The following is a 13,269-nucleotide window of genomic DNA, read 5'->3' as shown; positions in this document are numbered from 1 at the left end:
TAATTTCGGATGTCTTATATTGACAAGGTTTAAAATGGAGTTTATACTATTTCATATAATACATACCAAAAAAGTATGAAATATAGAAGGGACAAAAAATGGATTGGTTATTTATAGAACGAAATATACCTCTCTATATAGAGGCAATGAAACTAACGCTGGGAATCGGAGCCCTGGGCGTCGTGCTGTCAGTGGTGATCGGATTCTTATGTTCTATGGTCCGTTATTATAGAGTTCCTGTGCTGAACAGGATTGTAGGAATTTATATAGAGCTTTCCAGAAATACGCCTCTGCTGATCCAGCTGTTTTTTCTGTACTATGGACTGCCCAAGATCGGAATTAAATTAAATGCGTTTGTTATCGCTGTGATCGGACTGACGTTTCTCGGTGCCAGCTATATGTCAGAAGCTTTCCGCGGAGGGCTGGAGGCAGTCAATAAGATCCAGGAAGAATCCGGTCTGAGCATCGGGCTCACAAAGCCTCAGCTGATGCGTTATATTATACTGCCGCAGGCTTTGGCTATTGCCATGCCGTCGGTGGGGGCCAATGTGATCTTTCTTCTGAAGGAGACCTCGGTGTTCAGTGCGATTGCTCTTGCGGACCTGATGTTTGTAGCCAAAGACTTGATTGGCATGTATTATAAAACAAATGAAGCGCTGTTTATGCTCGTTGTGGCATATTTAATTATTTTGCTTCCAATTTCGGTTATTTTCAGTGTCTTAGAAAGGAAGGCTCGGTATGCTGGCTTCGGGAATTAATATTTTATTTGAAGGACAAAATATGGCACGGCTCATGTCCGGTTTGGCTGTGACCATTAAGATTGCCCTGGTGGCCGTCGTGCTTTCATTGATATTCGGGGTGATATTCGGGATCATCATGACCTCAAAGAATCTAATCGTCAAGGCGGTCTGCCGGCTTTATCTGGAGGCTATCCGCATTATTCCGATTCTGGTGTGGCTGTTCTTATTTTACTTCGGACTTACAAGGGCTATGGGCATCCATCTGGAAGGTGAGTTTATTTCTATTGTAGTGTTCACCATGTGGGGAACTGCGGAGATGGGAGACATTGTGCGGGGAGCCGTGACTTCCATGCCGAGGCATCAGACGGAGAGCGGCCTGTCCCTGGGACTCACGAAGCTGCAGATCTACCGCTACATTTTAGTTCCGCAGACTGTAAGAAGAGTCCTTCCCGGTGCGATTAATCTTGCCACAAGGATGGTAAAAACGACATCGCTTGTCGTGATCATCGGTGTGGTGGAGGTGCTGAAAGTCGGACAGCAGATTATTGAGGGAGGTATTTTAAATACTCCTGCGGCACCGCTCTGGGTCTATGGATTTATATTTTTCTTATACTTCATCCTCTGCTATCCGATTTCCATCGTGGCTAAGAGGCTGGAAGCAAAATGGCAAAGTTAGGAGTTAGCAAATGGGAAATGAGTTATTGAAGATCAGTCATCTGAAAAAAGCATTTGGGGAGACAGAGGTATTAAAAGATATCTCTTTTGATATAAATAAGGGAGAGGTAGTTGTTATTCTGGGGCCTTCCGGATGCGGAAAGAGTACACTGCTTCGCTGTATCAACGGACTGGAAGAATTTCAGGGCGGAGAGATCAGCCTGGACGGGCAGAGCCTTTCGGACGGGAAAGTGCCGTGGCATCTGATCCGCCAGAAGATCGGCATGGTATTTCAAAGTTATGATCTTTTTCCCCACATGACCATTCTGGACAATATCCTTCTCGGTCCTACGAAAGCACAGAAAAGAGACCCGAAAGAGGTAAAAGAGATGGCGGTTGCCCTGCTCAAGAGAGTCGGACTGGAAGAGAAGAAGGATGCCTACCCGAGACAGCTGTCCGGCGGGCAGAAGCAGAGAGTGGCAATCGTCAGATCTCTCTGTATGAATCCGGAGATCATGCTGTTTGACGAGGTGACAGCAGCGTTAGATCCGGAGATGGTAAGGGAAGTCCTCGACGTTATGCTGGAACTGGCAAAACAGGGGATGACCATGGCGATCGTGACCCATGAGATGCAGTTTGCGAAGGCTGTGGCTGACCGGGTGATCTTCATTGACGAGGGACGCATTGTGGAGGAAAATACTCCGAAAGAGTTCTTTGAACATCCGCAGACAGAACGGGCAAAGAAGTTTTTAAACATGTTTAATTTTGAGGAGATGAAAAAAGATGAAGAAATTTAGCAGAATCTTAGTAGTACTGGCAGTTCTCAGCATGGCTATAGGGCTGATGACGGGCTGCGGAAACAAAAAATCAGAAAAAAGTGATAATCAGTCTTCTGTAGAACAGATCAAGAAGAACGGTAAGATCAAGGTCGGTGTATTCAGTGATAAACCTCCGTTCGGATATGTAGATAAAAACGGAAAGAATCAGGGATACGATGTTGTACTTGCCCACCGTCTCGCAAAAGATCTGCTTGGAGATGAAAACAAGGTGGAATTTGTGCTGGTAGAAGCGGCGAGCCGCGTGGAATTCTTACAGAGCAATAAGGTAGATGTGATCCTTGCCAACTTTACGGTCACTGACGAGAGAAAGGAAGTCGTGGATTATGCACTTCCATATATGAAAGTTTCTCTCGGTGTGGTTTCTCCGAACGGAAAAGTTATTACCGATGTAAAACAGTTAAAAGGAAAGAAGCTGATCGTTAATAAGGGAACGACTGCTGAAACTTATTTCACACAGAAGTATCCGGATATTGAACTTTTAAAATATGATCAGAACACAGAAGCTTTCAATGCATTGAAGGACGGCAGAGGAGCTGCTCTGGCACATGACAATACACTGGTATATGCATGGGCAAGGGAGAACAAAGGGTTTACCACTGGGATCAAATCTCTCGGTGAGCATGACTTTATCGCACCGGCTGTCAAAAAGGGAAATGATGACCTGAAAGGCTGGATCGATGATGAGATCACCAAGCTTACAAAGGAAGGATTCTTTGAGAAGGATTATAAGAAGACTCTGCTTCCTGTATATGGAAAGACGGTTGAAGCCGATACGGTGATCATGAACGAAAAAGAATTAAAAGAATATAAGTAAGACAAAAACCGATCAGGGAACTCCAGGGAGTATACCGATCGGTTTTTTTGTATAGCAGCGACAGACTTGAATTGCAGATGTAAAATATTGACAAACAAGTGTTGGAAGGTTATAATAAAATAAAAAACAAGGAGGATGTCATGCTAAAGTTAGAGATCAAATTGGACGAATCCAAAATTAAGTCGGAACATAAATATGATGCAAACAGTATATATCGAACACTGGAGAAAAGTTTTTTAAAACATGATATACCCATGATTCAAGAGTGCGATGGTACACTAGTTTTTCGTGGCAAAGGCCATCCGAGCGACTATGGTGCTTTTGGAGGAATCATCCCTCAGCTGAAAGAAAAAGATTGGTTTATGGATTATGTAATAAAATGGATGTGGTATAACAGTGATGATGGTGCGGATGAAGAAGACTATTCGGTGGAGGATGTACTGTATTTTTATACAAAAAGGGATAGTGTTGCATAATGCCATCTGGAGAAAAGAAATATTATAAAGCAATTTATATTGACCTTAAAATGAAAGCTTTAGAGAAACATTTCTCCGCAAAAAATCCACAAAAAGCCTACCAAAAAATTCTGATGGAGGTATTTGCGGAAGAGGCGATGGAACTAAAGGTTACTCAATAAATTTCAAAAAACCAGTTGACGTTTTCGGCACCGTATGATATATTACTACAAGTATCACTGCCGAAGACAGCAGGCGCCGTATGGCGTAACGTAGAACGGCCTGCCGAGGATGATGATTAGTATTGAGCTAATTGTGCCCTTTGTCTTTGCGGACAAAGGGCTTTTCTTATTCTTATAGAAAATTCTGCGGAATTTGGATCCAAGCGGCGGTACACTAAAATAAATCAAGGAGGTGCACCATTCATTATGGCAAAAGTAGAATTAAAACAACCTATCGTTAACGAAATCAAAGAATTGCTTACAGATGCTCAGTCAGCAGTTTTAGTTTCTTACCGTGGTATCTCTGTAGAAGAAGATACAGCAATGCGTAAGGAATTAAGAGAAGCAGGTGTAGAGTACAAGGTATACAAAAATACAATGATTCGTTTTGCGGTAAAAGATACGGAATTTGAACCGTTGTCTGCTGACCTTACCGGACCGACTGCGATCGCTGTTTCCAAAACAGACGCAACTGCACCGGCAAGGATCTTAGCAAAATACGCAAAGAACATTGAAGTATTCAGCCTGAAATCTGCGGTTGTAGAAGGAACTTTCTACGACAAAGACGGCGTACAGGTTATCGCAAGCATTCCGTCAAGAGACGAATTACTTGCAAAATTCCTCGGAAGCATTCAATCTCCGATTACCAACTTTGCTCGTGTTATTAAACAGATCGCAGAGAAAGACGGAGAAGCTCCGGCGGAAGAAGCAACAGAAGCTGCTGAATAATCGGCGGTTTACATTAAATTAATTATTAGGAGGAAATAAAAATGACAACTCAGGAAATTATTGAAGTTATTAAAGGTTTATCAGTATTAGAATTAAATGATTTAGTAAAAGCATGCGAAGAAGAATTCGGTGTATCTGCAGCAGCAGGTGTTGTTGTAGCAGCAGGCGGAGCAGCAGACGGTGCAGCAGCTGAAGAAAAAGATGAGTTCGACGTAGAGCTTACAGAGATCGGCGGAGCTAAGGTTAAAGTTATCAAAGTCGTTCGTGAAGTAACTGGCTTAGGCTTAAAGGAAGCAAAAGAATTAGTTGACGGAGCTCCTAAAGTGATCAAAGAAGCTGCATCTAAAGCAGAAGCAGAAGACATCAAAGCTAAGTTAGAAGGCGAAGGAGCAAAAGTAACTTTAAAATAGTTCTTTGTTTCATATCTAATGTAAGAAAACTTCATGAAAGAATCGGCTGGCCATGCCAGTCCGATTCTTTTTGCGTCTATTGAAATTTGTGCTTGACACGGCATAGACACTGTGGTATTATTAGGCGATGCTTTAATATGGGATTGTATGCCCATAGCCGAGCCTTTTTTTCGTTATATAAATTGTGAGAGATTCGCACAATCAGAAGTAGTATATAAACCATGTAGAAATCAAGAGGTGAACACGTCCATGGAAAAAAACAGAATTCAACCAATGAAATCGGGTACGAGCATAAGGATGAGTTATGCGAGACAAGATGACGTCTTGGAAGTACCGAACCTTATTGAAATTCAAAAGGACTCTTACAACTGGTTCTTGGGGGAAGGACTCAAAGAGGTATTTGAGGATATTTCTCCAATTGGGGATTACAGCGATCAGCTTAGCCTGGAATTCATCGATTTTAAGCTGTGCAGGGATGATATCAAGTATTCCATCGAAGAGTGTAAGGAGAGGGATGCCACATATGCCGCTCCGATGAAGGTGAAAGTAAGACTTCATAATAAGGAAACGGATGAAATCAAACAGCACGACATTTTCATGGGCGACCTACCTTTGATGACAGATACGGGGACATTTGTGATCAACGGAGCGGAACGTGTTATTGTCAGTCAGCTGGTGCGTTCTCCTGGTATCTACTATGGAATTGCCCATGATAAAATTGGTAAAAAATTGTACTCTGCGACCGTGATCCCAAACCGCGGTGCATGGCTTGAGTACGAGACAGACTCCAATGACATTTTCAATGTGCGTGTGGACCGTACAAGGAAAGTGCCGATTACCGTATTGATCCGTGCTCTCGGAATCGGAACCAATGCGGAGATCAAAGAATTATTCGGAGAAGAGCCGAAGATTCTTGCAAGTATGGAGAAAGATCCGTCTGATAACTATGAGGACGGTTTATTAGAGTTATACAAAAAGATCCGTCCGGGTGAGCCTCTGTCCGTGGACAGCGCGGAGAGCCTGATCAACAGCATGTTCTTTGACCCGAGACGCTATGATCTGGCAAAAGTCGGACGCTACAAGTTCAATAAAAAGCTGGCATTCAGAAACCGCATTACCGGCCATATGCTTGCAGAGGACGTGATTGATACTTCCACGGGAGAGATCCTGGCGGAAGCAGGAACCGAAGTTACACTGGAACTGGCAGATAAGATCCAGAATGCTGCGGTTCAGAGTGTGCTGATCCAGACTGAATTCGGCAATACAAAAGTATTATCTAATATGACCGTAAACCTGGCCGAATATGTAGATTTTGATCCGGAAGAACTTGGCATCCATGAGAATGTATTTTACCCTGTGCTGGAAAAGATTCTGGCAGAAGGTTTAAGCGGTGATGAATTAAAAGCGGCAGTGAAAAAGAACATTCACGACCTGATTCCGAAACACATTACAAAGGAAGATATTTTAGCGTCTATTAACTATAATATGCATCTGGAATATAATATCGGAAACCATGATGATATTGACCATTTAGGTAACCGCCGTATCAGAGCGGTGGGAGAATTGTTACAGAATCAGTACCGGATTGGTCTTTCCAGACTGGAAAGAGTTGTCCGCGAGAGAATGACGACTCAGGATATCGAGACGATCACACCACAGTCTCTGATCAATATTAAGCCGGTGACCGCAGCAGTGAAGGAATTCTTCGGAAGTTCCCAGCTTTCTCAGTTCATGGATCACAACAATCCGCTGTCTGAGCTGACACACAAGCGCCGTCTGTCTGCATTGGGACCTGGAGGATTGTCCAGAGACCGTGCGGGATTCGAGGTGCGTGACGTACACTACTCTCATTATGGAAGAATGTGTCCGATCGAGACCCCGGAAGGTCCGAACATCGGTCTGATCAACTCTCTGGCGACTTATGCAAGGATCAACGAGTATGGATTCATCGAAGCTCCGTACCGTGTATTGGATAAGACAGATCCTGAAAATCCAGTTGTTACGGACAATGTTGTATATCTTACCGCAGATGAAGAAGATAATTTTGTCGTAGCACAGGCGAATGAGCCTTTGGATGAGGACGGACATTTTGTTCACGCCCATGTATCCGGCCGTTTCCGCGAAGATACTTCAGAGTTTGATAAGGCAAATCTGGATCTGATGGATGTATCTCCTAAGATGGTATTCTCAGTGGCTACGTCAATGATCCCGTTCCTTGAAAATGACGATGCGAACCGTGCACTGATGGGGTCCAACATGCAGCGTCAGGCCGTTCCGCTGCTTTCCACAGAGGCACCTGTGGTGGGAACCGGTATGGAATCCAAGGCAGCCTTTGACTCCGGTGTATGTATCGTTGCGAAAAACGACGGAGTGGTGGAGAAATCTACCAGCACAAAAATCGTTGTGCGCAGAGACTCTGACGGCGGCAAAGACATTTACAATGTAATTAAATTTGCAAGGAGCAACCAGGGGAACTGTATGAACCAGCGTCCGATTGTTTTCGAGGGGGACCGTGTGAAAAAGGATGATATCCTTGCAGACGGAGCTTCCACAAAGAGCGGAGAGATGGCACTTGGTAAAAATCCTCTGATCGGATTTATGACCTGGGAAGGTTATAATTACGAGGATGCTGTCCTGCTGAGCGAGCGTCTGGTACAGGAAGATGTGTACACCTCTGTTCACATCGAAGAGTACGAGGCAGAGGCCCGTGATACGAAACTTGGACAAGAAGAGATCACAAGGGACCTGGCAGGGTTAAGTGAAGACGTATTAAAAGACCTGGATGAAAACGGTATTATCCGTATCGGAGCAGAAGTCCGTGCGGGTGACATCTTGGTCGGAAAAGTAACACCGAAGGGAGAGACAGAGCTTACAGCGGAAGAACGCCTGCTCCGTGCTATTTTCGGTGAAAAAGCCAGAGAAGTCCGCGATACCTCATTGAGAGTTCCTCACGGAGCTTACGGTGTCGTTATGGATACGAAGATCTTTACAAGAGAGAACGGAGACGAACTGCCTCCTGGAGTAAATAAAACAGTCCGTGTCTACATCGCCCAGAAGAGAAAGATCTCTGTGGGAGATAAGATGGCCGGACGTCACGGTAACAAGGGTGTTATTTCCCGTATCCTTCCGGTGGAGGATATGCCGTACCTTCCGAATGGCCGTCCTCTGGACATCGTGCTGAACCCGCTGGGTGTGCCGTCACGTATGAATATCGGGCAGGTGCTGGAGATTCATCTGTCCCTTGCGGCAAAAGTATTAGGATTTAACGTGGCAACTCCGGTATTCAACGGAGCTGATGAGGACGATATCGCTGTGACACTGGAAATGGCCAATGATTTTGCCAACACCAGCTGGGAAGATTTTGAGGCGAAATGGAAAGACCGTGTTGACGGTAATGTAATTGAATTTTTGAGAGAAAATCAGGATCACAAAAAGGATTGGGAAGGCGTGCCGATCGACAGTACCGGAAAAGTAAGACTGAGAGACGGGCGAACCGGAGAAGAGTTTGACAGCCCGGTTACGATCGGATTCATGCATTACCTGAAACTGCACCATTTGGTTGATGATAAAATCCATGCACGTTCAACAGGACCATATTCTCTGGTTACCCAGCAGCCGCTGGGAGGTAAGGCGCAGTTCGGCGGACAGCGCTTCGGAGAGATGGAAGTTTGGGCCCTGGAAGCATATGGGGCATCCTATACACTGCAGGAAATTCTGACAGTGAAATCCGATGATGTTATCGGTCGTGTGAAAACATACGAGGCTATCATCAAAGGCGACAACATTCCTGAGCCGGGTATTCCGGAATCCTTCAAGGTACTGCTGAAAGAATTCCAGTCTCTGGCATTAGATGTTAAGGTACTCGATGAAAATGCGGAGGAAGTCGAGATCAAGGAAAATGTAGACCTGGCTGACACCAACCAGGACCTGAAACCGATGATCGAAGGCGACAGCGTATTTAATAATTATGAAGAAAACGAAAATTCCCTGGGAGCTTTAGGGTTTAAAGAGGGGAACTTTGAAGATGGCGAAGACACTACTATTTCATAGAAGTGCAGATAGAAGGAAGGAGCAACCTTAATGATAGGATCAAGCAACGAATATTCAAATCATAAAATTGCCTTTGATGCAATTAAGATCGGGTTGGCTTCCCCGGAAAAGATCCGAGAGTGGTCCAGGGGAGAAGTAAAAAAACCTGAAACCATCAATTATCGTACCTTGAAGCCTGAAAAAGACGGTCTTTTCTGTGAGAAGATATTCGGGCCAAGCAAAGACTGGGAGTGTCACTGCGGTAAATATAAAAAAATCAGATATAAAGGTGTTGTCTGTGACCGATGCGGAGTTGAGGTGACAAAAGCCAACGTCCGCCGTGAGCGTATGGGACACATCGAACTGGCAGCTCCGGTTTCCCATATCTGGTACTTCAAAGGGATTCCGAGCCGTATGGGACTGATCCTGGATATTTCTCCGAGAAGTCTCGAAAAAGTATTGTATTTCGCCTGCTATATTGTGCTGGACGCAGGAGAGACGGATCTGGCTTACAAACAAGTATTGACAGAAAAAGAATACAGAGATGCCTATGATAAATACGGCAGTTCTTTCCGCGTGGGAATGGGAGCCGAATCTATCAAGGAACTGCTGGAGGCCATCGACCTTCCGGCAGAGGCAAAATCTTTAAAAGACGAATTTAAGACGGCCACAGGACAGAAAAGGGCAAGAATCGTAAAACGCCTGGAAGTCGTAGAAGCCTTCTTAAACTCTGAAAATAATCCTGAGTGGATGATCCTTGATGTAGTACCGGTCATTCCTCCGGATATCCGTCCGATGGTACAGCTGGACGGAGGACGTTTTGCTACTTCTGACCTGAATGACCTTTACAGAAGGATCATCAACAGAAATAACCGTCTGAAACGTCTGCTGGAACTCGGGGCTCCGGATATCATTGTGAGAAATGAGAAACGTATGCTCCAGGAAGCGGTAGATGCTCTGATTGATAACGGCCGCCGCGGACGTCCGGTTACAGGACCGGGTAACCGTGCGCTGAAATCCCTTTCCGATATGCTGAAAGGTAAACAGGGACGTTTCCGCCAGAACCTGCTCGGAAAACGTGTTGACTACTCAGGACGTTCTGTTATTGTCGTAGGACCGGAACTGAAGATTTACCAGTGTGGTCTTCCGAAAGAGATGGCAATCGAGCTGTTTAAACCATTTGTTATGAAAGAACTGGTGGAAAGAAAACTTTCCCATAATATAAAATCTGCCAAGAAGATGGTAGAGAAGCTCCAGCCGGAAGTATGGGATGTGCTGGAAGATGTCATCAAAGAACATCCGGTTATGTTAAACCGTGCACCGACACTGCACAGACTTGGCATCCAGGCATTTGAGCCGATCCTCGTAGAAGGTAAAGCGATCAAGCTGCATCCGCTGGTATGTACTGCTTACAACGCCGATTTCGACGGTGACCAGATGGCTGTCCATCTGCCTCTGTCCGTGGAAGCCCAGGCTGAGTGCCGCTTCCTTCTGCTGTCACCGAACAACCTGCTGAAACCTTCCGATGGTGGTCCGGTAGCCGTTCCTTCACAGGATATGGTTCTCGGTATTTACTATCTGACTCTGGAAAAAGAGGGAGATAAGGGAGAAGGCAAGTACTTTAAGTCAGAAAATGAGGCGTTTCTTGCCTACGAAAATAAAGCGATCACCCTGCACGCAAGGATCAATGTAAGGCGTACAAAGATTGATAAAGACGGAAATAAGATTTCCAAGGTCGTACAGTGCACTCTCGGAAGAATTTTATTCAATGAGATCATTATGCAGGATCTGGGATTTGTAGACAGATCCAATCCGGAAAACGCACTGGACTTAGAGATTGATTTCCACGTAGGAAAGAAACAGTTAAAGCAGATCCTTGACAAATGTATCAATATCCACGGCGCTACAAAGACGGCCGAAGTACTTGATGATATCAAGGCACTGGGATACAAATATTCTACAAGAGGAGCCCTGACCGTTTCTATTTCAGATATGACAGTGCCGGAAGAGAAAAAGGAAATTCTTGCAGGAGCACAGGATCAGGCCGAGTTCATCAACAATCAGTTCAAACGCGGTCTCATGACAGAAGAAGAGCGCTACAAAGCCGTTGTCAAAACATGGTTTGACGCCGATGACGTTTTGACTGACAAACTGATCACAGGATTAGATAAATATAATAACATCTTTATGATGGCCGATTCCGGAGCCCGTGGTTCTAATCAGCAGATCAAACAGCTGGCAGGAATGCGTGGACTGATGGCCGATACGTCAGGACGTACCATTGAGCTGCCGATCAAGTCCAATTTCCGTGAAGGTCTGGACGTACTGGAGTACTTTATCTCTGCCCACGGTGCGAGAAAGGGACTTTCCGATACGGCCTTGAGAACTGCCGATTCAGGTTACCTGACAAGACGTCTTGTAGACGTTTCTCAGGATCTGATCATTCGGGAAGCAGACTGCGGACTGGATGCGGACGGACAGATTCCTGGCATGTATGTGGAAGCGTTCATGGACGGACAGGAAGTTATCGAAAGTCTTCAGGACCGTATCACAGGACGCTATGCTGCAGAAGAGATCAAACATCCTGAAACAGGAGAAGTTCTTGTAAAGTCAAACCACATGATCACTCCAAGAAGGGCTAAGACGGTCATCGATGCAGGCCTTACAAAGGTCAAGATCAGAACGATGCTGACCTGCCAGTCACAGGTGGGATGCTGTGCAAAATGCTACGGCTCCAACATGGCTACCGGTCAGGCAGTACAGGTGGGTGAGGCAGTCGGTATCATCGCGGCACAGTCCATCGGTGAGCCTGGTACTCAGCTGACCATGCGTACGTTCCATGCCGGAGGAGTTGCCGGTGACGATATCACACAGGGTCTTCCGCGTATCGAGGAGCTTTTTGAGGCGAGAAAGCCGAAAGGTCTTGCCATCATCTCTGAGTTTGCAGGAAAAGTGCAGATCAAAGATACGAAGAAGAAACGGGAAGTTGTCATCACCAATAAAGAAACCGGAGACATGAAGGCTTATCTGATTCCTTACGGTTCCAGGCTGAAAGTCATGGAAGGACAGGAAGTGGAAGCCGGAGACGAGCTGACCGAAGGTTCCGTCAATCCGCATGACATCTTAAAGATCAAAGGTATCCGCGCCGTTCAGGACTACATGATCCGCGAAGTGCAGAGAGTATACCGTCTTCAGGGTGTAGATATCAACGACAAGCACGTAGAGGTTATTGTCCGCCAGATGCTCAAGAAAGTCCGCATCGAAGAAGGCGGAGACAGCGATTACCTGCCTGGCGCCATGATCGACGTGCTGGAATTTGAAAAGACAAACAGAGAGCTGGAAGAAAGAAACTTAGAGACTGCCAAGGCAGAACAGATTATTCTCGGTATTACCAAGGCATCTCTTGCCACAGACTCTTTCTTGTCCGCAGCATCTTTCCAGGAGACGACAAAAGTTCTTACCGACGCGGCCATCAAAGGAAAGGTCGATCCGTTGGTTGGATTGAAGGAAAACGTTATCCTCGGAAAACTGATCCCGGCAGGAACCGGAATGAAACGGTACCGCAATGTAAAAATCAACACAGAGGAAGAAGAACTGACACTCGAAGACGAAATCGATTTCGAATAGAGTCAAGGTTTTAACAGGTCCCGTCCCTGCATCCGCAGGGGCGGGATCTTTCCTGATTTATTGGGAAATCCCCTTGACAAACGATTTTGCCGCATTTATAATTAAAAAATGCGCGTAGATATCTATGTGCAACAACTGATCATAAGTAACTACAGCAGAAAACATGCATGGAGGTGAAAATTAATGCCAACTTTTAACCAATTAGTTAGAAAAGGGAGAAAGACATCTACAAAGAAGTCTACCGCACCGGCTCTTCAGAAAAGTTTTAACTCTTTAAAGAAGAGATCAGTAAACGCAAGCTCTCCTCAGAAGAGAGGGGTTTGTACAGCTGTTAAGACTGCGACTCCTAAAAAGCCTAACTCTGCTCTTCGTAAGATCGCCAGAGTACGTCTTTCTAACGGTATCGAAGTAACAAGCTATATCCCGGGTGAGGGACATAACTTACAGGAACATAGTGTTGTTCTGATTCGTGGTGGTCGTGTTAAGGACTTACCAGGTACCCGTTACCATATCGTTCGTGGAACACTTGATACAGCAGGTGTTGCAAACAGAATGCAGGCTCGTTCCAAATACGGAGCTAAGAGACCGAAGAAATAATCAAACGAAACTAAATTGGTACAAAGCAGCGTAACATTACGCTACCTTGTATAGTTGTGCCGGAAATGAATGTTTTCCCTGTAGAACAGGAGATAGATATAAATTCTGGCACGATCAGGCATTGAGCGCTTGAAGGCCGGCGGAAAGCCGGTAG

General features: G+C 45.3%; 11 protein-coding genes and 1 other annotated feature. All 11 genes read left to right on the top strand.

The genetic code is table 11. The features are described from left to right. Nucleotides 1-98: 98 nt before the first annotated feature. The 11 genes from ANCC_RS17040 (at nucleotide 99) to rpsL (ending at nucleotide 13,115) form a co-directional block, all read left to right on the top strand. A complete protein-coding gene (locus tag ANCC_RS17040) occupies nucleotides 99-758 on the top strand; it encodes an amino acid ABC transporter permease (RefSeq protein ID WP_006568211.1) in 660 nt (219 codons plus the stop codon). After that, nucleotides 739-1,416 carry an amino acid ABC transporter permease gene (locus ANCC_RS17035; RefSeq protein ID WP_006568212.1) on the top strand — a complete coding sequence of 226 codons (678 nt, stop codon included), beginning with the start codon at nucleotides 739-741 and terminating at the stop codon, nucleotides 1,414-1,416. The genes ANCC_RS17040 and ANCC_RS17035 overlap by 20 nt, the downstream gene beginning before the upstream one ends. A gap of 10 nt (nucleotides 1,417-1,426) precedes the next feature. Then, a complete protein-coding gene (locus tag ANCC_RS17030) occupies nucleotides 1,427-2,191 on the top strand; it encodes an amino acid ABC transporter ATP-binding protein (RefSeq protein ID WP_006568213.1) in 765 nt (254 codons plus the stop codon). Then, nucleotides 2,178-3,047 carry a cysteine ABC transporter substrate-binding protein gene (locus tag ANCC_RS17025; protein WP_006568214.1) on the top strand — a complete coding sequence of 290 codons (870 nt, stop codon included), beginning with the start codon at nucleotides 2,178-2,180 and terminating at the stop codon, nucleotides 3,045-3,047. Before ANCC_RS17030 ends, ANCC_RS17025 begins: the two co-directional genes overlap by 14 nt. A 140-nt stretch (nucleotides 3,048-3,187) precedes the next feature. After that, on the top strand, nucleotides 3,188-3,523 hold the full coding sequence (locus ANCC_RS17020) for a hypothetical protein (protein WP_039946920.1): 336 nt from the start codon (nucleotides 3,188-3,190) through the stop codon (nucleotides 3,521-3,523). Beyond that, nucleotides 3,523-3,684 carry a hypothetical protein gene (locus ANCC_RS17015; RefSeq protein ID WP_006568216.1) on the top strand — a complete coding sequence of 54 codons (162 nt, stop codon included), beginning with the start codon at nucleotides 3,523-3,525 and terminating at the stop codon, nucleotides 3,682-3,684. The genes ANCC_RS17020 and ANCC_RS17015 overlap by 1 nt, the downstream gene beginning before the upstream one ends. A 42-nt stretch (nucleotides 3,685-3,726) precedes the next feature. Continuing rightward, nucleotides 3,727-3,860, top strand: a sequence feature (ribosomal protein L10 leader region). A 70-nt stretch (nucleotides 3,861-3,930) separates the two neighbouring features. Next, on the top strand, nucleotides 3,931-4,452 hold the full coding sequence (rplJ, locus tag ANCC_RS17010; RefSeq protein WP_006568217.1) for a 50S ribosomal protein L10: 522 nt from the start codon (nucleotides 3,931-3,933) through the stop codon (nucleotides 4,450-4,452). 41 nt (nucleotides 4,453-4,493) lie between these two features. Further along, nucleotides 4,494-4,862 carry a 50S ribosomal protein L7/L12 gene (rplL, locus tag ANCC_RS17005; protein ID WP_006568218.1) on the top strand — a complete coding sequence of 123 codons (369 nt, stop codon included), beginning with the start codon at nucleotides 4,494-4,496 and terminating at the stop codon, nucleotides 4,860-4,862. 249 nt (nucleotides 4,863-5,111) lie between these two features. Then, nucleotides 5,112-8,912, top strand: a complete 3,801-nt coding sequence (rpoB, locus tag ANCC_RS17000; RefSeq protein ID WP_022261111.1) for a DNA-directed RNA polymerase subunit beta — start codon at nucleotides 5,112-5,114, stop codon at nucleotides 8,910-8,912. 30 nt (nucleotides 8,913-8,942) lie between these two features. After that, nucleotides 8,943-12,518: a DNA-directed RNA polymerase subunit beta' gene (gene rpoC, locus ANCC_RS16995; protein WP_006568220.1), complete on the top strand. Its 3,576-nt coding sequence runs from the start codon at nucleotides 8,943-8,945 to the stop codon at nucleotides 12,516-12,518. A gap of 183 nt (nucleotides 12,519-12,701) precedes the next feature. Then, nucleotides 12,702-13,115, top strand: coding sequence for a 30S ribosomal protein S12 (gene rpsL, locus ANCC_RS16990; RefSeq protein ID WP_006568221.1), 414 nt, complete (start codon nucleotides 12,702-12,704; stop codon nucleotides 13,113-13,115). The last annotated feature ends 154 nt before the right edge of the window (nucleotides 13,116-13,269 follow it).

The organism is Anaerostipes caccae L1-92 (assembly GCF_014467075.1).
GTDB classification, from domain to species: domain Bacteria; phylum Bacillota; class Clostridia; order Lachnospirales; family Lachnospiraceae; genus Anaerostipes; species Anaerostipes caccae.
This window is presented reverse-complemented; position numbering and strand designations above follow the sequence as displayed.